Below are 22348 nucleotides of genomic sequence, written 5' to 3' on the forward strand. Positions count from 1 at the left end.
CGCGCCCATCCCTTCGAAAGCCACTTATGAGCCTTGCCGCGCATGATCGCAGCCTGAACGCAGGCACGTCCGCCATTCGCTCGACGCCGGTCGGGCTGGTGCTGTTCGCGCTCGCCATGGGCGGTTTCGCGATCGGCACGACCGAATTCGCGGCGATGAGCCTGCTGCCCTATTTCTCGGCCGGCCTCGGCATCGACGAACCCACGGCAGGGCATGTCATCAGCATCTATGCGCTGGGCGTCGTGGTCGGCGCGCCGCTGATTGCCGTGCTGGCGGCGCGGGTGCCGCGCCGTACGCTGCTGATCGGCCTGATGACCGTCTTCGCGATCGGCAACGGCCTGAGTGCTATGGCGCCGAACTATCACTGGATGCTGGCCTTCCGCTTCCTCAGCGGCCTGCCGCACGGCGCCTACTTCGGCGTCGCGGCATTGGTCGCCGCTTCGCTCTCGCCGCCGAACCGGCGGGCGCAGTCGGTCGCGCGGGTCATGCTTGGCCTGACGATCGCGACGATTCTCGGCGTTCCCGCCGCGAGCTGGATGGGGCAGGTCCTGGGCTGGCGCTCTGGCTTCGCCATCGTCGCGGGGCTGGCCCTGCTGACGGTCCTGCTGATCGGGCTCTATGCGCCGCGCGACAGGGTGCAACCGGGCGCGAGCCCGCTGCGGGAGCTCGGCGCGCTGAAGCGTCGGCAGGTCTGGCTCACGCTCGCCACCGGCGCGATCGGTTTCGGCGGACTCTTCGCGGTCTACGCCTATCTCGCCTCGACCCTGATGGCGGTGACCGGTGCTTCGCCCGCGCTTGTGCCGGTCGTGCTCGCCGTCTTCGGGCTTGGACTGACACTCGGCACGCTCTTCGCCGGCTGGGCGGCAGACCGGGCGCTGGTTCCGGCAACTGCCGGCCTCTTGCTCTGGAGCGCTTTCTGGCTCGCGGCTTTCCCCTTCGCTTCCGGCAATATCTGGGCGGTGTCGCTGGTCGTCTTCATGATCGGCAGCGGCGGCGGTCTCGGTGCCATGCTGCAGACGCGCCTGATGGATGTCGCCGAGGACGCGCAGACGCTGGCCGCCGCGCTCAACCACAGCGCCTTCAACACCGCCAATGCGCTCGGCCCTTGGCTCGGCGGCATGGCGATCGCTGCTGGCTATGGCTGGACCTCGACCGGCTGGGTCGGTGCGGCGCTTGCGCTGGGCGGCCTTGCGATCTGGATCGTGGCGGTCATCGACGCTCGTCGCTGAAACGCGCGGCCCGTCGGGCCTCCCGCACAACGCCAGTCTTCTCCTTTGGCAGTATTGACCTCGTTGCCAGCCCTTTGGGCGGTGCCGGCCGTCAAAAGCTGCGGGGCACCCTCTTGCGGGTAAGGCGAAACTGCGCCCAATCTGTCGCAGCGGGGTCGGACCGGGGACAAGGGTAAATCCGGCGGCCTCGAAACTGCGGGAGGTTTCATGAAGGGTTTCGTTCGTTTCGTCGCTGCTGCGGCGCTGACGCTGGCTGGTGCGACAGGCGCTCTCGCCCAGGCCAAGGAGTGGAAGGAGATTCGGATCGGCACCGAAGGCGCCTATCCGCCCTACAACAATCTGAACGCCAAGAAGGAGCTCGAGGGCTTCGAGATCGATTACGGCAACCTGCTCTGCGAGAAGATGAAGGTGAAATGCACCTGGGTGGTGCAGGATTGGGATGGCATCATCCCGGCGCTGCTCGCCAACAAGTATGACGTCATCTTCGCCGGCATGAACGCCACCGACGAGCGCAAGAAGCGGGTCGACTTCACCGCGGTCTACAGCAAGACGCCGATCTGGGCGATCGGGCCGAAGAGCACCAAGTCGGACGACATCTCGCCGGCCGCGCTCAAGGGCAAGTCGGTCGGCACCCAGGGCTCGACCATTCACGCCAACTATCTCGAGAAGTTCTACAAGGACTCCGACATTCGCCTCTACCCGACGCAGGAAGAAGCGAATCTCGACCTGCTCAACGGCCGTCTCGACTACATCGTCGCCGACGCGCTCGCGCTGTCCGACTTCCTTCGGGGCAAGGGCAAGGATTGCTGCCGCAAGATCGCCGAGGTGAAGCGCGACGACGCCATCCATGGCCCCGGCGTCGGCGGCGCCGTGCGCAAGTCGGACCCGGAGCTCAAGGAGAAGATCAGCAAGGCCATCGCCGAGACCATGGCCGACGGCTCGCACAAGAAGCTCGAGGACAAGTGGTTCAAATACGACTGAGCCGGCTGTCCTGAACCGTTCCCGCCGGCCCGGCTGGGCCGGCGGGCATAAGCTTCTCCTGCCCCGGCATCTTCATGCTCGATAAATTCGCGCTGCTCGGCTTCGGCCCCGAAGGCTGGGGCTGGGCCCTGCTGCAGGGCGCCGCCGTCACGATCTCGATCGCGCTGGCGACGCTGCCTTTCGGCCTTGCGCTGGGGCTGATCGTCGCGCTCGGCAAGCGCTCCGACAACGCGCTGCTGCGCTGGATCTCCACGCTCTACACCACCGTCTTTCGCGGCGTGCCCGAGCTGCTCACGCTCTACATCATCTATTTCGGCATCCAGATCCTGCTTCAGCAGCTCTGGCAGAGCCTCGGCCTGCCCGGTTCCTTCAGCATGCCCCCCTTTGTTGCGGGCATGGTCGCGCTCGGCGTCGTGCTCTCGGCTTTCTCCAGCGAGGTCTGGGTCGGTGCGCTGAACTCGATCCAGAAGGGCCAGCGCGAGGCTGCCGCGGCGCTCGGCTTGAGCAAGGGCCAGGCCTTCCGGCTTGTCGTGCTGCCGCAGCTTGTCCGTGTGGCGCTGCCCGGCCTCGGCAACAACTGGATGGTGCTGCTCAAGGAGACTTCGCTGGTCTCGGTCATCACCCTGCCGGACATCATGTTCATCACGACCCGCGCCAATGTCGTGACCAAGGAACCCTTCCTGTTCTTCGGCGCGGCGATGATGATCTACCTCTTCTTCTCGCTTATCTCTGCCCGGACGATCGACGGGCTGGAAAGGCGCGCCAATCGCGGCTTTGCGGCCTTCGGGGGCGCGACGCGATGAACTGGTGCGAATACCCCGGCTGGTTCGTCGGTAGCGAAGTCCTGCAGAACTACGGCTGCCGGATGGCGTCCGGCCTCTGGATCACGGTCGAGCTGGTCTTCTTCTCGGTGCTGCTCGGCTTCGTCATGGCTTTCGGCCTTGCGGTCGCGAGGCTTTACGGGGCGCCCTGGATCGGCAAGCTGGTGAGCGGCTACACCACCTTCTTTCGGGGCACGCCGCTGCTCTGCCAGCTTTTCCTCGTCTATTACGGCCTCGGTCAGTTCCGGCTGTTCTGGCAGGATGTCGGCCTGTGGTGGTTCTTTCGCGACCCGTTCTATTGCGCGCTTCTCACCTTCACGATCAACACGGCCGCCTATCAGGCCGAGATCCTGCGCGGCGCGATCCAATCCATCCCGCGCGGGCAGTTCGAGGGGGCGCTCTCGCTCGGCCTGCACCGCTGGGCGACGCTGCGTCTCGTAATCATGCCGCAGGCGATGATCCTGGCGCTGCGTCCGCTCGGCAACGAGCTGATCGTGATGATCAAGGCGAGCGCCATCGCCTCGCTGGTCACGCTCTTCGACCTCATGGGCGCGACGCGGCTCGCCTTCGCCCGCTCCTTCGACCTGTCGATCTATCTCTATGCGGCGCTGATCTATCTTGTGCTGGTAGAGATCATCCGGCGCGTCTGGGACAGGGTCGAATTGCGGCTCAGCCGGCATCTCTCGCTACGCTGAGCCGGCCGTAGCCTGGCTTCAGCCCGGCAGGGTCAGGACGACGGCGCCGCGCGGTGTCGCGACCACGGTGTGCTCGTACTGGACGGTTGGCGCGCGGGGATCGCTGTAGAGCGTCCAGCGATCGCCATCCCCTTGTTCCGCCCAGTCCGCGCCCAGCGAGAGGAACGGCTCGACGGTGAAGACGAGCCCGTTCGTCATGGTCCGGCGTTCGCGCCGGTCGGGCCAGGTCGCAATCTCCGTCGGCTCCTCGTGCAGCGAGCGGCCGACGCCGTGGCTCGCCAGGTTGCGCACGAGCGTATAGCCGTTCTTGTCCGCGAAGCGCCCCACGGCTTGGCCGATGCCGGCGAGCGGCTTGCCGGCGCCGACCTGTCCGATGCCGGCCCATAGCGCGCGCCGGCCGTCGCGGCACAGCCGCTCGACCTTCGGCTTGACCGGCGGCACGGCGAACGAGGCTCCGGTATCGCCGAAGAAGCCGTCCTTCTCCGCCGAGACGTCGATATTGACGAGATCGCCCGCGAGGATGCGCCGCTCGCCGGGAATGCCGTGGGCGATCTCCTCGTTGACACTGATGCAGGTCGCGCCAGGGAAGCCGTAGGCCAGTTCGGGGGCCGGGCATGCGCCGTGCCGCTCGAGGAAATCGCGCCCGATCGCGTCGAGTTCCGCAGTGGTCATGCCGGGCTCCAGAGCCTTGCCCATGGCTGCAAGCGCGCGAGCCACGATGCCGCCGATCTCCTTGAGGGCCTGCAATTCGTCGTCGTTCGATATGGTCATGGACCGCAGCTAAGCCGCCAGTCTCCCGGCTGCAACGGAAAATGCCGCATGGAGGGCTGGCGCGCATCCGTCTTCCCGGACCGGCAACGGCGCGCTAAAGCGTTTCAGTCTTCAAAAAGGAGCGGGAGCTGCTCATGGCCAAAGTCGCGTTCATCGGTCTCGGCGTGATGGGATATCCCATGGCGGGCCATCTCAAGGCCAAGGGCCATGAGGTCACCGTCTACAACCGCAACCCGACGAAGGCGCAGGCCTGGGTCGCCCAGCATGGCGGCTTGTCCGCAGCGACACCGGCCGATGCTGCGAAAGGTCAGGAGATCGTCTTCGCCTGCGTCGGCAACGATGACGATTTGCGCTCGGTGACGACAGGAGAGGACGGCGCCTTCGCGGGCATGGAGAAGGGGGCTGTTTTCGTCGACCACACCACCGCCTCGGCCAATGTCGCGCGGGAGCTCTACGAGGCGTCAAAGCTTGGCGGCTTCGGCTTCGTCGACGCGCCCGTCTCGGGCGGCCAGGCTGGCGCCGAGAACGGCGTTCTGACCGTGATGTGCGGCGGCGAGCCTGAGACCTACGCCCGCGTCGAACCGGTCGTCGCGAGCTTTGCCCGGATGTGCCGCCTGATGGGCCCGGCCGGCTCCGGCCAGCTCACCAAGATGGTCAACCAGATCTGCATCGCCGGCCTGGTCCAGGGCCTGTCCGAGGGCGTGCATTTCGCCAAGCGCGCCGGGCTCGACGTCGAGACCATGCTGGAGGTGATTTCCAAGGGCGCCGCCGGCTCCTGGCAGATGGAGAACCGCGGCAAGACGATGAACCAGAACAAGTTCGATTTCGGCTTCGCCGTGGACTGGATGCGCAAGGACCTCGGCATCGTCCTCGACGAGGCCCGCCGCAATGGCGCACAGCTGCCGGTCACCGCGCTGGTCGATCAGTTCTACGCCGAGGTGCAGAAGATGGGCGGCAATCGCTGGGACACCTCCAGCCTGATCGCTCGCCTGGAACCGTAAAGCGGCGCTGACACCGGAAACCTGAGACGGGCCCTCGCGGCCCGTCCACCGTCAGGCGGCCTCTTTCGAAGGATCGGGGCGGCGGTCGAGCTTCAGCCGGGAATCCGGTCGCACGCGCTGCCGGTGCATCGCGTAGAGCCCGCTGCCGACGATCAGCCCGATGCCGAGGAAGGCGAAGAGATCGGGCACGTCGCCCCAGACGAAATAGCCGAGCAGTGTCGCGAAGACGATGACGGCGTAGCGGTACTGCGAGATCACGCCGACATCGGTGCGGCGGAACGCGCTGATGATGAAGAAGGTGCCGACTGTGACCAGAACGGCAGCCAGGGCGACATAGACGGTCTCGAGCCGCCAGACCGGCAGCCATTGCTCGGTCAGGCCGTAGGCGAGGGCGGCGACGCCGACGAGGACCGTCGTGGTGAGCGAAACGACTGTCGAGGGCACGTCATCGCCGATGGTGCGGGTCGCGAGATCGCGGCAGGCGACGAGGAAGGTGCTGAACAGGGCGACGAGCGCCGCGGAATTGAAGGAGGCCGCGCCCGGCTTCACCACGAACAGCACGCCGATGAAGCCGACGGTCAGCGCCGTCGTCCGCCGCCAGCCGACGCGTTCCATCCCCAGCACCACCGCAAGCGCGACGATGAGCAGTGGCGAGGCCATGTTGATCGCGGTGATGTTGGCCAGCGGCAGCAGCCCGAGCGACCAGCCGAAAGTCAGCGCGCTGAGGGCCTCGAGGACCCCGCGCAGCAGCACGCGCGGCCTGAAGGTCATGGCGAGGCGGTCGCTCTCGCGGGCGAGGAAGACAAGCCCGAAGCCGACGACGATCGCGAAAGCCGTCCTCAGCGCGATGGCTTGACCGGCCGGGTAGGTCTGGCGCGCCAGCTTCATCAGCGTGTCGTTGAGGACGAAGAGCGACATGGCCGCGAGCATGAAGATGATGCCGCGGCGATTTTCGGCTGCGCTGGCCAAAGGGGTATCCTGCCGGAAAGGCTCAGGCCGCGAAGCGGGAAAGCGAGAAGGGAGAGAGGTCGAAGGGTGAATGGCCGGTGGTCGACAGATCGGCGAGGATTTCGCCGATAGCGCTGGCGAATTTGAAGCCATGGCCGGAGCAGGCCGAAGCGAAGACGGCCTGCGGCACGCCCGGCACCGTGTCGATGATGAAATCCTCGTCCGGTGAAACCGTGTAGACGCAGCCCTTGACCGTCAAGGGCTCGCCCGCCGCATCGGGAAGGTAGCGCGCGAGGCACTCCCGAATGAGGCTGACCTGGTTCTCGCTCGGAGTCCTGTCCGGCTCGCGCGGATCCATCGGCTCGCGCCCGAAATGCGGCCCGCCGAGCTTGAAGCCGGGGTGCTCATAGAGCGGGAAGCCGTAGAAGTTGCCTTCCTCGACGCTGAGAATGAACACGGGGAAGGCGCCTTCGCGGAAAAGCTCGGGGCGGCGCGTGGTGAACCAGCCGATCGCCTGCTTCACGGTGGTGACCCGCTGCGACAGCGCCGGCACCGCATCCGCGATCCAGCCGCCCGAGGTGATGACGAGGCGACCGGCGGAATAGGTTCCACGCTCGGTGCGCACGATGACGCCGCCTTGCGCGGTCGGCGTCCAGTCCAGCAGCGGTTCGTTGGTGCGGATGTCGGCGCCGCGCGATTGCGCCAGGCCGACATGGGCATAGATCGCCTTCTCGGAGGCGACGAAGCCGCCATCCGGCTGCCACAGGCCGATATGCCCTGCCGGCAGCTGGAAGCCGGGAAAGCGCCGCATCACCTCGGCCCCCTCCAGAACCTCATGCGTCAGCCCGTGGTCGAGGCAGGATTGCAACGAGGATTCGACAGGTCCGCCGCCCTTCGGCGCGAGATCGAGCGAGCCGGTGACATGCAGCAGCTTGAGTCCCGCCTGCTTGCCGGTCTCGGCCCAGAGCTCATGCGCCCTGCGCACGATCGGGACGTAGTGCGAGCCTTCGAAATAGGCGAGCCGGATGATCCGGGTCAGGCCGTGGGAGGAGCCCATGGCGTGGCCGAGGTCGAACCGCTCGAGCCCCAGCACCTTGAGACCGCGCTGGGCGAGGTGCCAGCAAGCCGCCGACCCCATGGCGCCGACCCCCGCGACGATGACGTCATAGCTGTGCTGGCTCATGGCTCGTGCCCGTCAGATGCGGAAGGCCAAGCCATACAGGCGCCTGGGAAGACGGTCCAATGCTTCTGCGGCACAGGCGCCGTGCAGCCGTCGAGGAAGCTTTTTGTTAACCCTCGCCACCCATAACCGATTCAGGGCTGACCTTAGGTGAGACTGGGCTGGGGATGCAGGGCAGGATACGACGCTGGCTGAGCGCCCGAACTCCAGCTGGCAGCGAGGCTTCACCGGAGCCGATGACGGCCGAGACGGCAGAGGCGTCGGCTCCACAGATCGCCCCCCGCGACCTCTCCCTCCGCGATGCGGTTGATGATATCGAGCGCGATATCCTGTTCGCGATGGATCGGCTCACGAAGGAATTGGGCGAGGTCGAGAAGCTGTCGGCCGATTCCGAAAGCGGCTCGCGCACCATTCTGGAGAGCGCCGGCAGCATGCGTATGGCCGTTGGCGCCGCGAGCGAGAACGCTTCGGTCCTTGCGGCGGCGTCGCAGCAGGTTTCGCAGTCGGCCGAGCAGGTCGACAGCGCCATGGCCAGCGTTCGCGACCGGCTCGACGCTGCCGTCGCGCGCGCCGGCCAGGCCACCTTGATGCTTGATGGGCTCGCCGAGGCGACCGGCGAGATCCGCGGCATCGTCGATTCCATTGCCGAGATCGCCCGCCAGACCAATCTGCTGGCGCTCAATGCGGCCATCGAGGCGGCCCGTGCCGGCGAGGCCGGGCGCGGGTTCGGTGTCGTCGCGCATGAGGTGAAGACGCTCTCCATCGCGGTGAGCGAGGCCGTCGAGCACATCCGCAGCAGGGTCGATCGGCTCACCCACGCAGCGCAGAGCTCGACCGGCAGCGTCAACGAAGCGCTCCAGATCGTGCGGGACGTCAATCCACTCATGAGCACGATCAGCGAGGCCTCACAGGAGCAGGCGGCCTCGACGGCGGAATTGTCGCGCAATGCCCGGGAGGCGGCGCTTTTCGTCGAGGGCGTGGCACGCCGCGCCGATGAAATCGATCGCATCGCGCATGCCACGGTGGCCGAGAGTGAGCGGGTGCGCCGCGCCTCCGAAAAGGGCAGCCGGCTGGTCGGCCGCATGCTCCGGCGCTTCAAGCCGGTCCTGCGGCACTCTGCCTTTGCCGACAGGCGGCGCTTCGATCGCTTTCCGACCGCGCGCCGTGCCCGGCTGATGCTCGGCGGTATCGATCTGTCGAGCCGCATCGTCGATGTTGGCCGCGGCGGCGCGCTTCTCGCCGACGCGCAGTCTGCCCGGTTCGGCGGCGGCGTGGGCACGCTTACCATTGACGGTCTGCCGCCGCTTCCTTGCCGGATGGCAGGGCAAAGCGAGCAGGGATTGCACCTCGCTTTCGATCCGGACGCAGTCGCCGGCAGCGGTGCGCTGGCGCAGATGATCGAGGACATCGAGCGTTCCTATCGGCCGCTCATCGAGCGCGCCCAGGACTTTGCCCGCGAAGTGGCCGCGGTGATGGAAGCCGCGATCGAGAAGGGGCTTGTGGCGGAAGAAGACCTGTTCGAGGCGGATTACACGCCGGTTCCCGAGAGTGACCCGCTCCAATATCTGAGCCCGAGCCTGCCTGCGCTGGAAGCGCTCTTGCCGCCACTCCTGGAGAGGGCGCTGGCGAGCGATCCGCGTCTGGTCTTTGCCGTGCCGAGCGATCGCAACGGCTATGTGCCGGTGCATCACACCGAGACGTCCCTGATGCCGCGCAGCCATGATCCGGCCTGGAACGCGATTCATGCCCGCAACCGGCGCATTCTCGAGAGCCGTTCCGGCATCAGCGCGAGCCGCTCTGTGCGTCCGTTCATGGTCCAGCTCTGCCATCATGACTTCGGGAATGGCAGCAGCGAGGCGCTGAGCGAGATCAACGCGCCGCTGCGCGTGCGCGGGCGCCATTGGGGCGGCGTGCGGATGGCCTACAGGCTCTGAAACCCGCCACGCGCCGGCCCAAGCAGGGCAGGCGGCTTGGTCGAGGCTACAGCCTGTCCCAGGTCACCGCGATGTTGAGCTTCTGAAAGGCCTGCTTCCAGAGCGTGGCGGTCTGCTCCAGCCGGTTCGGGTCGTAGACGCCCTGAACCTGATGGATGCTGAGCGTCCACGTCTTCGCACCCGAATCCTGCCAGACTTTATCGAGCAAGCGCCGCAGCCGCTCCGGGTCGCGCGCGCCGGCGGCATTGCCGAAGACGGTGAACTGCCCGGAGTTCTGCAGCATGTCCGAGACGAGGACGAGCGAGCGGTCGCCATTCGGCACGCGGTTCTCGCGGCGCGACACCACGTCGCCGATGGCCTCGACGATCGGAGACTGGTTGCCCTTCGCCGGCTGTGTCAGCACGGTCAACGCATCGTCGAGCGGGCGGCCGAATTTCTCGACCCATTTCACATATTCGCGGCGCGGATTGCCGATCAGCTCGCTTGCGGTCTTGCCGGGGTTGCACAGCGAGATCAGGGCCGGGAAGCCGGGCTCGAAGACGTCGTTGAAGACGTAGATCGAGAGCATGCGCTCGGCCGGCAGCTCGTCGCCGATCTGCTTGACCAGCTTCTTCAGCCGTCCGGCCTGCACCTCGCTCCACGGATCGGTCTTGTCGACGAGGATCAGCGTATGGCCGACCGGGCCGGTCTTCGGGCACAGCGTCTCCTGGTCGCGCGGCGGGCCGCGCAGCAGGGAAGGGGCCGCGAAGAAGCCAACGAGCGCGACGCCCGCGAGCAGGGAGGCGACGATGGCCAGGTTCTCGGTCTTCATGCCCCGACCTTTAGCGTGGCATTGCGGCGAAATCCTCCGCCGCCTGCTTCTGGGCCGCCTCGTCGCGCTCGAAGGCTTCGCGCCCCGCCTGTGCCGCGCGCAGCTTCACCTGCTCGATCTCGCCGGCGAGATCGACGCCGCGCAGCAGCATCAGCCTGTCCTTGAGCTTCGCCTCGATAAGCCCCGGCATGCTGGTGAGCTGCTGCTCGAAATCCTCTATCTGCCGGCGCGCCGCGACAATTTCCGGCAGCTCGCCGGGCTGGTCGATCTCGGCGAGGTTGAGCGATTGCGAGAAATAGGCTGGCGGCAGATCGGTGCGGACCCGAAGATTTGCTTCGCGATATTGCATCATCGCCGCGTCCTTGGCCGCGCGCAGCTGGCCGAGGCGGGAGAGATAGAGGTCCCGCGCCTTCTCGACTGCCGCCTTCGTGCCCTGCAGCTTGCCGAGTTCGTCGCGGCAATCGGCGCGGAAGCCGTCGATCTGGGTACGGATCGCCTCCAGCTCCGGCAGCAACTCGCCATCGAGCCGGCGCCGCTCTTCCTCGACCGCGCTCCAGCGCTGGCGCCAGCGCTTATAGGCGGCGGCATGGCCAGGATAAGTGCCGAAGGCGGTATAGCCCTTCGTCGCCGCGACGAAGGCGACGAGGCAGCCGATGATGACCAGCGCGACCGATTTGATGTCATAGATCGCGAGGGGGTTTTCCATCACGCGCGGCATGACCTGGAACGAGCGCGCATCCGGATTGGCGATCAGCATCTCGCGGTAATGGCCGACCGCGAGGTTGAACAGCACGATGAGTGCGATCATCCCGGCATAGGCCGGCAGGGCCCAGAACAGATGCGAGCTCTTGACGTGCTGGCAGTAGCGCGCCGGGCCGATGCCCATGCAAAAGCCGAGCGCGATATTGAGCGCGGAGATGATGACGGCGGTGGCCGCGCCGCCGACCAGGCCGAAATCGCTGGCTTCGGCAAAGAAATTGCCGTTGAGCAGGCTCTCGATCACCAGCGGCACGACGAGGAAGAACAGGATGAACTGCCACTTGTCGAGCTTGGGGTCGGCGCGGCGCTTGTTCTCGTAGTTGAAGAACGCGTATTCGCGCTTGGCGCGGAGCGCGTCGTAGACGCGCTGCTCCAGCTCGCTGCCGTGCTTGTTGAGCATCGCCCGCATAGTCGCCTCGACACCGCGCACCCGTCCCTCGAAGCGTTGCTGCGTGAAGAGTTCCCGCCGGCTGACGATCTCGGCCTGGATGGCGTTGAGCCGCGCCGCTGCCTCCTGCCGCAGCATGGTGTGGTGTTCGCGCACCCGGGCGATCAGCGTCTGCTCGGTCTGCGACAGCATGGTCGCGTCGGCCGGGGGCAGGTTCTCGACTGCGTCGCTTGCGCCGTTGTGGCCGGCCCTGACCGCTTCAGCGAGATGGTGCGCCGTCATCGCCGGGGTGATGCCATGGGGCGAGGCCGTGCTGCCATTGTCATTCGCCATGGGCGGCTCGCGTCAGAAACTGGCGGGCATCGACGACATCGATCCAGAAATCGCGGAAGCCGGGATAGGCCGGGCGCAGATAGGCCCGCTCGAACCACATCGTCAGCGCGACAAGTCCCGCGCCGGCCAGCATCGGCAGGGTGCCGACGAGGGACAAGCCTGCGGAATCGAGCGCCGAAAGCCGCCAGCCGAGTCCCGCCAGCACCATCGTGCAGGCGATCACAAGCAGGGCGCGCACGCGGTGCCGCCCGGTGTCGTAGGCGAGCTGCAGTGCGGCGGTCATGAGTGTGATCGCGAAGGCCGCACAGAGTTCGAGCACGACCAGACCCGCCAGGGCGCCCACTATTCCGGCCCCGATCCAGGTCGCCGATGCCGGCGCGAGTGCAACGAAGACATTGCGCCCGCTGGACCAGCCGAGGAACAGGCAGAAGAGCAGGGTGGTCGCGACGAGGATGGCAAGAAGAGGCAGGAGCCGCCGCAGCCGCAGGGCCATAACGGCCAGACGCGCGGCGTGGGTCTGCCTCACGGCGTCAATGATTGCGCTTGCGGCCGCTCTCACGCGGCCTGCGATCGCCTTGAACATGACCCGCAGCAACTCCACCCGTCGCCTGACGGTGCCGGTATTCGCCCAGCCGGTCAAGCTGACGCGGCAATCGCCGTCCTGCCGATCAGCCGCCGGTGACGTTCATATGCCGGCCGACGGCGGGGCGCGCATGGCGCCGGTCGATGATGAAATCGTGACCCTTGGGCTTGCGGGCGATGGCCTCGTCCATGGCGCGGTAGAGCAGGGCGTCGTCAGGGGAGGAGCGGACGGCGGCGCGCAGATCGGCGGCGTCCTCCTGGCCGAGGCACATATAGAGCGTGCCGGTGCAGGTCAGCCGCACGCGGTTGCAGCTCTCGCAGAAATTATGGGTGAGCGGCGTGATGAAGCCGACCAGTCCACCGGTCTCCTTGACGCGGACATAGCGCGCCGGCCCGCCCGTCCGGTAGGGGTCGTCGACCAGCGAGTACTTGTCCATCAGCCGCCCGCGCACCACCGAGAGCGGGAGATACTGGTCGATGCGGCCGACCTCGATCTCGCCCATCGGCATGACCTCGATCAGCGTGAGGTCCATGCCGAGGCCGTGCGACCAGAGCATCAGCTCTTCGATCTCGTCGTCGTTGACGCCCTTCAGCGCCACAGCGTTGATCTTGACGCGCATGCCGGCCTTGCGGGCCGCCTCGATGCCGGCGAGCACGACCTTGAGATCGCCCCGGCGGGTGATCTCGCGGAACTTGTCGGCGTCGAGCGTGTCGAGCGAGACGTTGATGCGGCGCACGCCATAGCCGGCGAGCTCATCGGCATAGCGCGAGAGCAACGAACCGTTGGTCGTCAGCGTCAGCTCGTCCAGCGCGCCTGAGGCGAGGTGGCGCGAGAGCGAGCGGAACAGGCTCATGATGTCCCGGCGCACCAGCGGCTCGCCGCCGGTGAGTCGCAGCTTGCGCGTGCCGCGGCTGACGAAGGCGGTCGCGATCCGGTCGAGCTCTTCCAGCGTCAGCAGCTCCTTCCGGGGGAGGAACTGCATGTTCTCGGCCATGCAGTAGACGCAGCGGAAATCGCAGCGATCCGTCACCGAGATGCGCAGATAGGATATTTTCCGGCCGAACGGATCGACCAGCGGCGACCGCGTCAGCGGCTTCATGTCGTCGAGCAGCACGTCTGCCTCAACTCCGAACGCCCAGCCGCTCCGACCAGGATGCGGACTGGTTTGCACATTGCTATAGCAGGACATTGGCACTGCTGCGGCCAAGGTCAAGCGCGTGACTGCCGCAGCCTGCGAAGGACGTACACGATCATGTCATCCTGGCCGACCGAAATCCGCCTGTCGAAAGACCGTCGCACCCTGCACGTCGCCTTCGATGACGGGGCGAGTTTTACGCTGCCGGCAGAGCTTCTGCGCGTCGAAAGCCCCTCGGCCGAGGTCCAGGGCCACCATCCCAGCCAGAAGACGATCGTCGCCGGCAAGGCCGCGGTCGAGATCCTCAGGGTCGAGCCGGTCGGCAACTACGCCGTCAGGCTCGGTTTCGACGACATGCACGAGACCGGCATCTACGCCTGGGACTATCTGCGCGAGCTTGGCGAGCAGGCCGACGAGAAGATGAAGGCCTATGAGGCGGCGCTGGCGGAGAAGGGGCTCTCCCGCGAGCGGCAGCGCTAGAGCTGCTCGATCGAAGAAAGCGAGAAGTCTTCGCCAACCGGGTTCTCGCCAACCACAAGCGTCGTATCGCTGGTGTAGTGGTGCGGGGGGACGGGAAGATTGTATGGCGCTGGAACGCCTCGGAATACGCGTCCAGCCAAATCGTATTTCGACCCGTGGCAAGGGCAGAAATAGCCCCCCGGCCAGGAAGCATCAATGCTGGGATCGCCTAAATCGGGCCTGACGATGGGTATGCAGCCGAGGTGGGTGCAGATAGCAATGAGAACCATGAATTCGGGTTTGCTCGAGCGACACCAGTTCCTGGCATAGTCCGGTTGCTGATAGACGGAGGAATCGGGATCGCTGAGCCTCGCAATGAGGCTTGAGTTCTTCAGTTCTGCCAGAGCTTGGGCGGTTCGATGCAGCACCACAATCGGCTTCCCTTGCCAAAAGAAAGAAATCTGCTGGCCCGGCTGAATCTGGGAAAGATCAATAGAAACCGGAACACCGGCTGCCTCTACATCAGCGGATGGGTTCATCGAAGCGATGATGGGCCAGGCCGCAGCAATTGCCCCGACCGAGCCGAACGCTGCCGTGGCCAAGAAGATGAAGTCCCGACGGCTGGGGCGTTCCTGATGGAATCCAGTTTCGGCTTGCTCGGACATCTGCGCGTCTCATCGAGCGTGGAGGCGTCGCGGGATCGCTGACGACCCAGAAAAGCACTGCTCCGGACGACGTGGTGCCGCAGTTGCAGAAAACAAGGACGCCTCGGGCTTGGCGACGTTGCACGGAAACGTGCTGTCATCCCGGGCTTGACCCGGGATCCACGCCGGAACATTTCCGGTCGAGGTTCAGGCATGAATCGCGGCTCTCAGCGCCGCAACGGCCGGGATGACAGGCGCTTCCGTGAAGCCGCGGGGCGATCTCAGGGGCTGGCGACTCGCTCCACGTCCGGCAGCTTCCAGCTCTTGTCGAAGAGCGGTTTCTCCGGTCCGTAGAGCCGGAACAGCAGCTCGAACTTGCGATTGGGATCGGTCGGAACCCAGTTCGTTTCCTTCCCGGCCGGAGCCAGCGGGCCGAAAATCACGTCGACCGACCCATCCTGGTTCTTCTGCACGCCGGGGCTGATCGAGGCGAGGCTGGCACGGTTCATGTTCTTGACGAGGGCGTGCGTCTCCCGGTCGTAGACTGTCGCCGACCAGTATTGCTTCACTGGTGCGTTGGGCGGCACGGTCAGCCGGTAGGTGGCGCCGCCGTCGAACGCGTTGCCGTCTTTGTCCTTGTTTGCCATCAGGTAGAATTGGGCGGTGCCGATGCGCTTGATGCCGGTAAAGCCGAGCGTATAGGTCACGCCGCGCGCATCGACCGGGTAAAGGTCGACATCGGCATAGCCGTTCTGGACCGCCTTGATCACGTCCGGCATCGCAGGGGGGAACCAGCGTATTCCCTGATTGATCACCGGGAAGCCGGCGTCATAGCGCTCCGAAAGCAGAGCATGGGCTTCCTTGGCGCCGGCACCGAGAGCCTCCTGCGTCTTCGCATCGGGATTGAAGGGCTTGCCCTTCTCGATGCCGAGCGTCTTCAGTTGATCGATCATCACCCGGTCGCGCTGCAGCCAGGGCTCGTTCTGCACGACGCGGTCGAGGTTTCGGTAGAAGCTGGCGTCGTATTTGATCGTCGAGTCGAACATCACGTCGAAGGCATCGACGAAATTCGTCGTCGGCGGGTTCGCGGCGCGCGACAGCGGATACATCCTGACCTGCTTGCCGTAGGCGACCGATTTCGCAATATCCGCGGCGCTATGGCTCGGCAAATTCGAGCGCAGCAGCGCAAAGCCGCTATAGCTGTCGGACGGCAGATGGATATAGCCGGCCGGAACCTTGCCCCTATAGCCCGGCGGCGTGATCAGGTACTTGCCGCCCTTGCCCTTGTCCGCCCCTTCGGGCCCGGCATCTTCGAGCGGCATCTGCCAGATGGTGACGATGTTCCCCGCGATCGATCCGCCCTTCGCAGGCGGGATCTCGATGACGATGGGGCCGTCCTTCACGTTCCAGAACGACATGAAGTAGATCGAATCCGGGTTCGGCGTCAGCGTCTGGTTCTTCCAGTTGACCGGCTGCGACCAGAAGACGATGTCGTTCGGCTTCGCCTTGGTCTTGCCGAGGGCTCCTGGAGCATCAGGTCGGTGTTGACCGCGGGCATCGCCCAGATCATCGCCCCGACGGCGCGCCGTTCGATGTTGCGCCGCGCCAGATCGTCCGCCGGCCCCGTCTGGGCCTGGGCCGGTAGTCCGCTCAGGACCATCAATGCGCCGCCAATCCGGCTCCACCGCATCGTCGCCTCCAGCGCAATCGTTTGAAGCCGCAACTTGGCACGCCCTGCCGGCCTGTCGAGCCTGTAACAGTTACAGTTCCGGTTCGCCATTCGACGGCGGATCGATTGCGTCACAAAGATGCCGAAGTCTCTCGTCATAGCGCAGGTCAAGCGACGCCTAGTTTGGTTAATGTTGAGTTAAGGGTCCTTGATGGAAAGTAACATTTGCGCAGATATCTGTGCGGTGAATAGGATTATGTTCAGGTATAGCCGGGCCGAGTGCTCATGCAGGTAGGAGCTTCTTTCGGAAGGCTTTCGCCCTGTGCCTCTCGGCGCGTGATGATCGCTCCTGATATCGCGGCGATGCCAAGAGCCGCCGGTGCGACAGAGCCTATCCCCGGCATTCTCCTGCCGTGGCAGATCGCCTGCGAACCCCCGCAGTCCTGCGCCTGATCTGATTGCCGTCCGGCGACCAAAGCCAGCGACGAGCGTAGCAGTCCAACCGCGCCTGATTCCCTCCCGGGCCGATCGCTAGCTCGTTTCCCTTCCCCCTTCCCAGCAAGTTCCAGCCAAGCGAGCCGCTGATCTCGCCGCCGGTATCGGTGCGGCGCCTGCTCGGCTTGCCCCTATTTCTCCGGAGCATCCTTCATGAAGCGCATCGTCCCGCAGGCGCTGCTCGCGCTCGCGGCTCTCGTCGTGCTGCCTACCAAGACCCTGCCAACGACGTCGCCCGCCCCGTCGCGCATCCCCCTCGGTGTCGATAGCCGCACACTGGGTTTCCATACGACGGAGCTTCCCGAGAGCCGTCTCCATGCCGATGACCTGCGCCTGTTCGGCAGGCTGAACAGCCCGATGCTCGCATTGGCGATCGTGCACGAGCCCGCGGGCAAACCGTACACTGGTCTCGCGCGCTTCTCGCGCGACGGCGAGCAGCGCGAGCAGGCGCCCCCAGGAGCCGCGCAGCCTTCGCGCGAGGGTCTTGCGAAAAATGATGGAACGACCCCGCGCCCTGCCGCGAGCGCGGCGCAGAGCGTGCTGACTCCGACGAGCGAAGCCACGACGATCGCCTGGGTAACGCCGACGGGCATTATCGTCCTGCCCGGGAAGGAGCTTGAACCGCGGCAGACTTATGTCGGGCTGATCGAGCCCGAGAACCTGGAGCGCGAAGAGCGTTGCCTGGCCCAGGCCGTCTATTTCGAGGCGCGTTCCGAAGTGGAGCAAGGGAGGGCCGCCGTCGCCCAGGTCGTGCTCAACCGGGTCAAGAGCGGTGTCTATCCGGCGACGATCTGCGGCGTGGTCTTCCAGAACCGACATCGCAAGCTGGCCTGCCAGTTCACCTTCGCCTGCGAGGGCAAGGCCTTGCGGATCACCGAACCCGAGGCATGGAAAGCCGCGATGCGCATCGCCCGCGAAGTCTACGAGGGCAAAATCTATCTCGAAGAGGTCGGGGCCGCCATGCATTACCACGCCGACTATGTCCAACCCGGCTGGGCGAAGAAGCTCAAGAAAATGGACGTGATCGGCCGGCACATCTTCTACAGTTGACGATCGTGCGGGTTTTCGCGATCGAACGCCTGCGTCCGCGAATGTCAGCGACGGTTCTTGCGGAGTGCCAATGCGACGCCGCTGAGCGCGACGCCGATGGCGAGGATTTCCCGCGAGCCCAGGGTATCTCCGAGCAGCGGTACGGCCGATAGCGTTCCCACAATCGGGACGATCAGCATGCCCGTTGCCGCCGTTGACGTGGGCAGGCGTTTCAGCGCCCCAAACCACGTCAGATAGCACAATGCCATCGGCCCCGCCGCCATATAGGCCAGGCCGACCAGGCCCTGACTGGATAATGCGAGAGGATGAGGCTGTTCGAGAAACAGGCTCAGCGCGATCATCGGCAGGCAGCCGAGTGCCACCTGCCATGCCGTCAGCGCCATGAAAGGCATCGCGATGGGCTTGCGTGCCATGACGGTGCCGACAGCGAACAGAATGGCGGCCGCTAGGCCGAAGAGAACGCCCGGCAGTTTTTGGACGGCGAGGTTCGGGCCGCCCATCAAGATCGCGATGCCGGCAACGCCGAGCGCCAATGCAAGCAGGCTGCGGCGATCCGGGCGTTCGCCATGCAGCGGCCAGGCAATCAGCATCGCCCATATCGGCATCGAATAGGCGATGAGGGCGCCTTCGGAAACCTTCAGCCAATTCAGGGACAGGGCCGTAAAGCCCATCCAGGCGAACACGTTGATTCCGGCAGCGATCACGAGCGGGAGGCGGAATTCGCGCGGCACGCCAAGCGGCTCGCCGCGGCGCCATGCCAAAACCGCCAGGCCGGCCGCGCCGAGGAGGCCAGCCATGCCGCGCGCAAACAGCGGCGGCCAGTCGAGCAGAACGAATTTCAGGACCGACCAGTTCAGGCCCCAGCCGCATGCGGTGATGACAAGCAGGATCTGGCCGAGCCGCCGCTCGGCCGGCTCGGCAGCGGTTCCTTGGCTTTGGACGGTGTTCGCCACAGCTCAGCGACGTCCGGCGTTCGATGCCTGGGCGGGAAGGGCGTGTTTGGTCCAGTCCTTTGGAGCCATGGCTGTTTCCCGATGCTCTTCGATTTTGCTTCGTCCGGCCTGGCGATCCGGCGTGCATGCGCATCGTCGTTGAAATTGAGCGGTGGAGTTCGCGAATTTTGACTGTCGAATGGCGAATATAGCCGATGATTTCGGGTTCCTTGATGAAAATGGTCGAGCCCGATGAATGTGCGCATGTCCCGAGCCGGAATGGCGCCGGGAGCTCCGCTGTCCCTCGTCTCCTGAGCGCGCAGCGTTCTCCCGCAACCACGCGGTCATCCCGGGCCTGTGGTGTGGCCCGTCAAAAAGTCTGCAATTCCCGCGTCCGCGCGACCGACGCGCGCGGGGGCGCGTCGTGGCCAAACCCTTGCGTTGCGAGGGCCATGCGACCGGTCGATCGCGGGGCGAGCCGGCCAAACAAAAAAGCCGGCGTTTCCGCCGGCTTATTCGATGGGAATGAAGCGTGAGCGACTCAGCGCGCGACGACGACGCGGGTGCCGACCTTGGTGCGCTCGTAGAGATCGATGACGTCCTCGTTCAGCATGCGGATGCAGCCCGAGGAGACGGCCTGGCCGATCGTCTCCGGCTCGTTCGAGCCATGGATGCGATAGAGCGTCGAGCCGAGATACATGGCGCGGGCGCCAAGCGGGTTGTCCGGGCCGCCGGGCATGAAGCGCGGCAGGTCGGGACGGCGCTTCAGCATCTGCGACGGCGGGGTCCAGCTCGGCCACTCGGCCTTGCGGGTGATGCTCTGGCTGCCCGCCCAGTCGAAGCCCGGGCGGCCGACGCCGACGCCATAGCGCACCGCCTTGCCATTGGGCATCACGAAATAGAGACGGCGCTCCGTCGAATTGATGACGATCGTGCCCGGCTGGTATCGCGTCGGATAGTCAACGACCTCGCGCGGAACGGCGGTAGCCTGCGCCTTCGCCGGGTCGACATATTGCACCAGAGGCTGGCGCGTCAGCGGATCGATTTCGGCCCGGGCGGCGGAGCCAAGGGCAAGCAGGCCAAGACCGGCGAGCATGGCCAGACGGATGGAGCGGATCATCGAGAACCTCGGGCGGTCGGGGCAGCGTGTGGACACGAAGTTGACACGGAAAAGTCAACGTCTCCTCAACGTCCTGTCAGCTTCCCGGGGCCGCTGCAATCGGGCTTTTATCACATCACTGAGAGCGTTCGAGCTTTGCCATTCCGCGTTGCGCACATGCAACATGGCTGCGATGGATCAGCTCCTCAGGACCACGCAGGCGCCGCGATCGATCTGGATGCGCCGGCAGAGTGCGGTTGCCTCGGCGCGCGTCGCCGCGGGCAGCCGGACCCGGTAGAATGCCCGCGTGCCGCGGCTGCGCAGGCGCGTGCCGATGATCATCGGCTCGAGCTCGCCGATGATGGTGCGGTGGCGAGCGCTCGCGCGCTGGAAGCTGGCGAGTGCGCGGGCCTTGGAGAAATTGCCGGCGAGCTGGACGCCCCAGGGCGCGAATGGGGCCTCCGCAATTGCGGGGAGGGCCGGGCGAGCCTGCCGGATCGCGACCAGCGTCGGCGCGCAGGCGGCCAGCTGATCGCGTGTCGCCGGTCGCGCCGGCGGCGAGCGCCCGTCGCCATTGGCGCTGTTGCGGGCATCCTCGGCCCAGTCCTCGACTGAGGCGCCGGTGATCAGCAGGACATAGTTCTCGGTCTCCATCGGCAGGAAGCGGGTCTGCCCTGCAGCGCGGGCGGTAAGCCAGCCGGCAAGGCGGTTCGGGCCGCCATTATAGGCCGCCGCCGCAAGCCCCCAATTGCCGAAGCGGTTGCGCAGCTCGGCGAGGAAATGCGCAGCCTTGGGCACGGCCTGCTCGGGGTCGAACGGATCGAGCAGGCCGCGCTCGCGCGCCGTGCCGGGCATGAACTGCGCCACGCCCTGTGCGCCGGCCGGGCTCGTGACATGCGGGCGAAAGCTCGATTCCTGGAAGATCAGCCGGGTCAGAAAGGCCGGCGGCACCGCGTGCTCCCGTGCGGCGTCGTCGATCAGGCGGCAGAGCGCATCCTGTATTCCGGAGGAAGCCGGCAGCGGCTCTTCCGCAGCATGCCCGGGGCCGGGCAGCAGGCAGAGCGCGATCAGGGCGGCGATAAGTCGCTGCGCGGGGCTGGCCAGACGGCGGAAGGCGCCTGAGATCATCTGGCCTCTCTCGCATGTTCGCGCGGCGGCTGCCAACTGCGGCGCCTTCCGCGTTGTGACGGAGGCATCCCATGTGCGAAGAGGGCGCCGGCCGGCTAACCGGTCAGGGTCATGACATTGGAGTACAGGGCCAGCATGGAGAAGGCCTGGATCGTCTGGTCGCGGTGGTTCCTGGTGGCGGCGGCGGGCTGCGCCGGGCTGCTGTTCGCGTTCGTCGCTGCGCTCGATCCTTTCGGCATGCGGGTCGGAGCGGGGCAGCCGGCACGGCCGATCATGGATATCAACCAGCGCTTCATGTACCCGCAGCTCGTGCGCTCCGGGCGCTTCGATGCGGCGGTGCTCGGCACCTCGACCATGCGCCTTCTCGATCCGCAGACGCTTTCGCAGGGGCTCGATGCACGCTTCGTCAACCTTGCGATGAATGCCGCGACGCCTTGGGAGCAACTGCAGATGGCCGGGCTGTTCCGGGATCATGTCAGCCTTCCCAAGCGAATCATCTGGGGCCTCGATGTCACCTGGTGCGAGCCCGATGCCACCGATGCGGCGAAGCGCCTGACGCCGCGGCCGATGCCGGACTGGCTCTCGCGAGAGGTTCGCTGGACCGATTGGCCGAAGCTGCTCAACCTGACCAATCTGGAGATCGCCGGCCGGCTGATGGCCTATCGCCTCGGCTGGTCGCAGGAGCGGATCCGCGGTGACGGCTACGAGGTCTTCACGCCGCCGGAGGCGAGCTACGATCTCGCTCGCGCGCGCAGCCACATCTACATGAGCAATGGCGGCCAGAAGCTGGATTTGACGCCCTTGCCGCCGATGCCGGTGTCAGCCGCTGAAAGCGCTGGCTGGCGCTTTCCCGCTCTGGCCTGGCTGGAGGAGGCGATCGCCGCCTTCCCGAAGGAAACGCAGGTGATGCTCGTCCTGCCGCCCGCACATCTGATGGGCTACCCCCGCGAAGGCTCGGCGGGCTGGCAGCGCTACGGTGCATGCAAGGCGGGTATCGCCGCATTGGCGCGGCGCCATGGCGCGACGCTGGTCGACTACGCGCATGCCTCGCCGATCACGGCGCGGGATGAAAATTACTGGGATCCCCTGCATTTCCGCCTGCCCATCGCGGCCCGGTTCGCCGAGGAACTGGTCGCGATCGCAAAGGGAGGCCAGCCGCTGCCGGATGGTGCGGCCCGGGTCCTGCGCTGACGATGTCGGGAAAATGGTGGGCGGCACAGGGATCGAACCTGTGACCCCTCCCGTGTGAAGGGAGTGCTCTACCGCTGAGCTAGCCGCCCGGACCGGCCCTCTCCTAGTCGGC

General features: G+C 66.1%; 21 protein-coding genes and 1 tRNA gene. 9 read left to right on the forward strand and 13 right to left on the reverse strand.

Features of this window, described 5'->3' with window-relative positions; all coding sequences use genetic code 11:
* The first annotated feature begins 26 nt into the window (after positions 1-26).
* From AC1DE3_RS07550 to AC1DE3_RS07565, 4 genes are all read left to right on the forward strand, one after another.
* Positions 27-1229, forward strand: a complete 1203-nt coding sequence (locus AC1DE3_RS07550; protein WP_476779845.1) for an MFS transporter — start codon at positions 27-29, stop codon at positions 1227-1229.
* 207 nt (positions 1230-1436) lie between these two features.
* Positions 1437-2210 carry a transporter substrate-binding domain-containing protein gene (locus AC1DE3_RS07555; RefSeq protein ID WP_441512330.1) on the forward strand — a complete coding sequence of 258 codons (774 nt, stop codon included), beginning with the start codon at positions 1437-1439 and terminating at the stop codon, positions 2208-2210.
* A gap of 74 nt (positions 2211-2284) precedes the next feature.
* On the forward strand, positions 2285-3013 hold the full coding sequence (locus tag AC1DE3_RS07560; protein WP_441512331.1) for an ABC transporter permease: 729 nt from the start codon (positions 2285-2287) through the stop codon (positions 3011-3013).
* The gene (locus AC1DE3_RS07565) at positions 3010-3726 is read left to right on the forward strand and encodes an ABC transporter permease (RefSeq protein ID WP_441512332.1); all 717 of its coding nucleotides are present in this window, start codon (positions 3010-3012) and stop codon (positions 3724-3726) included. The genes AC1DE3_RS07560 and AC1DE3_RS07565 overlap by 4 nt, the downstream gene beginning before the upstream one ends.
* Positions 3727-3744: 18 nt before the next feature.
* Here the strand turns inward: AC1DE3_RS07565 and map are convergent, their stop codons facing one another.
* Positions 3745-4497 carry a type I methionyl aminopeptidase gene (gene map, locus AC1DE3_RS07570; RefSeq protein ID WP_441512333.1) on the reverse strand — a complete coding sequence of 251 codons (753 nt, stop codon included), beginning with the start codon at positions 4495-4497 and terminating at the stop codon, positions 3745-3747.
* A gap of 134 nt (positions 4498-4631) precedes the next feature.
* Here map and AC1DE3_RS07575 point away from each other — a divergent pair, with 134 nt between their 5' ends.
* Entirely contained in the window at positions 4632-5498 is an 867-nt protein-coding gene (locus AC1DE3_RS07575; RefSeq protein WP_476852298.1) for an NAD(P)-dependent oxidoreductase, read from the forward strand.
* A gap of 51 nt (positions 5499-5549) precedes the next feature.
* On the opposite strand, the gene AC1DE3_RS07580 is transcribed toward AC1DE3_RS07575, so the two are convergent.
* Positions 5550-6467 carry a DMT family transporter gene (locus tag AC1DE3_RS07580; protein WP_441512335.1) on the reverse strand — a complete coding sequence of 306 codons (918 nt, stop codon included), beginning with the start codon at positions 6465-6467 and terminating at the stop codon, positions 5550-5552.
* 22 nt (positions 6468-6489) lie between these two features.
* Positions 6490-7629 (reverse strand): N-methyl-L-tryptophan oxidase, encoded by a 1140-nt coding sequence (gene solA, locus AC1DE3_RS07585; protein WP_441512336.1) that lies wholly within the window; start codon positions 7627-7629, stop codon positions 6490-6492.
* 233 nt (positions 7630-7862) lie between these two features.
* Here solA and AC1DE3_RS07590 point away from each other — a divergent pair, with 233 nt between their 5' ends.
* A complete protein-coding gene (locus AC1DE3_RS07590) occupies positions 7863-9560 on the forward strand; it encodes a methyl-accepting chemotaxis protein (protein ID WP_441512337.1) in 1698 nt (565 codons plus the stop codon).
* Between the two features lie 46 nt (positions 9561-9606).
* Here the strand turns inward: AC1DE3_RS07590 and AC1DE3_RS07595 are convergent, their stop codons facing one another.
* From AC1DE3_RS07595 to moaA, 4 genes are all read right to left on the reverse strand, one after another.
* Positions 9607-10371, reverse strand: coding sequence for a hypothetical protein (locus AC1DE3_RS07595; protein ID WP_441512338.1), 765 nt, complete (start codon positions 10369-10371; stop codon positions 9607-9609).
* Between the two features lie 10 nt (positions 10372-10381).
* Positions 10382-11851 (reverse strand): hypothetical protein, encoded by a 1470-nt coding sequence (locus tag AC1DE3_RS07600; protein ID WP_441512339.1) that lies wholly within the window; start codon positions 11849-11851, stop codon positions 10382-10384.
* The gene (locus tag AC1DE3_RS07605; RefSeq protein WP_476852299.1) at positions 11841-12377 is read right to left on the reverse strand and encodes a hypothetical protein; all 537 of its coding nucleotides are present in this window, start codon (positions 12375-12377) and stop codon (positions 11841-11843) included. The genes AC1DE3_RS07600 and AC1DE3_RS07605 overlap by 11 nt, the downstream gene beginning before the upstream one ends.
* A 142-nt stretch (positions 12378-12519) precedes the next feature.
* The gene (gene moaA / locus AC1DE3_RS07610; protein WP_441512558.1) at positions 12520-13533 is read right to left on the reverse strand and encodes a GTP 3',8-cyclase MoaA; all 1014 of its coding nucleotides are present in this window, start codon (positions 13531-13533) and stop codon (positions 12520-12522) included.
* A 150-nt stretch (positions 13534-13683) separates the two neighbouring features.
* Between moaA and AC1DE3_RS07615 the strand changes: the two genes are divergently transcribed.
* Positions 13684-14049, forward strand: a complete 366-nt coding sequence (locus tag AC1DE3_RS07615; protein WP_441512559.1) for a gamma-butyrobetaine hydroxylase family protein — start codon at positions 13684-13686, stop codon at positions 14047-14049.
* Here the strand turns inward: AC1DE3_RS07615 and petA are convergent.
* Together petA and AC1DE3_RS07625 are read right to left on the reverse strand one after the other, a co-directional pair.
* The gene (gene petA / locus AC1DE3_RS07620; protein ID WP_441512341.1) at positions 14046-14693 is read right to left on the reverse strand and encodes a ubiquinol-cytochrome c reductase iron-sulfur subunit; all 648 of its coding nucleotides are present in this window, start codon (positions 14691-14693) and stop codon (positions 14046-14048) included. The two genes, AC1DE3_RS07615 and petA, sit on opposite strands and share 4 nt — an antisense overlap.
* A gap of 260 nt (positions 14694-14953) precedes the next feature.
* Positions 14954-16357: a DUF1254 domain-containing protein gene (locus AC1DE3_RS07625; RefSeq protein WP_476852300.1), complete on the reverse strand. Its 1404-nt coding sequence runs from the start codon at positions 16355-16357 to the stop codon at positions 14954-14956.
* 632 nt (positions 16358-16989) lie between these two features.
* On the opposite strand from AC1DE3_RS07625, the gene AC1DE3_RS07630 reads away from it, so the two are divergent.
* Entirely contained in the window at positions 16990-17886 is an 897-nt protein-coding gene (locus tag AC1DE3_RS07630) for a cell wall hydrolase (RefSeq protein WP_441512342.1), read from the forward strand.
* Between the two features lie 44 nt (positions 17887-17930).
* Here the strand turns inward: AC1DE3_RS07630 and AC1DE3_RS07635 are convergent, their stop codons facing one another.
* The 3 genes from AC1DE3_RS07635 to AC1DE3_RS07645 all read right to left on the reverse strand — a co-directional run bounded on the left by AC1DE3_RS07635 (position 17931) and on the right by AC1DE3_RS07645 (position 21045).
* Positions 17931-18839, reverse strand: coding sequence for a DMT family transporter (locus AC1DE3_RS07635; RefSeq protein WP_441512343.1), 909 nt, complete (start codon positions 18837-18839; stop codon positions 17931-17933).
* A gap of 520 nt (positions 18840-19359) precedes the next feature.
* Entirely contained in the window at positions 19360-19938 is a 579-nt protein-coding gene (locus AC1DE3_RS07640) for a L,D-transpeptidase (RefSeq protein WP_441512344.1), read from the reverse strand.
* A 177-nt stretch (positions 19939-20115) separates the two neighbouring features.
* The gene (locus tag AC1DE3_RS07645) at positions 20116-21045 is read right to left on the reverse strand and encodes a lytic transglycosylase domain-containing protein (RefSeq protein WP_476779848.1); all 930 of its coding nucleotides are present in this window, start codon (positions 21043-21045) and stop codon (positions 20116-20118) included.
* 135 nt (positions 21046-21180) lie between these two features.
* On the opposite strand from AC1DE3_RS07645, the gene AC1DE3_RS07650 reads away from it, so the two are divergent.
* The gene (locus AC1DE3_RS07650) at positions 21181-22236 is read left to right on the forward strand and encodes a hypothetical protein (protein WP_476779849.1); all 1056 of its coding nucleotides are present in this window, start codon (positions 21181-21183) and stop codon (positions 22234-22236) included.
* Between the two features lie 14 nt (positions 22237-22250).
* Here AC1DE3_RS07650 and AC1DE3_RS07655 read toward each other — a convergent pair.
* A tRNA-Val gene (locus AC1DE3_RS07655) sits at positions 22251-22325 on the reverse strand.
* Between the last annotated feature and the right edge of the window lie 23 nt (positions 22326-22348).

The organism is Allobosea sp. 10L417, assembly GCF_056395485.1.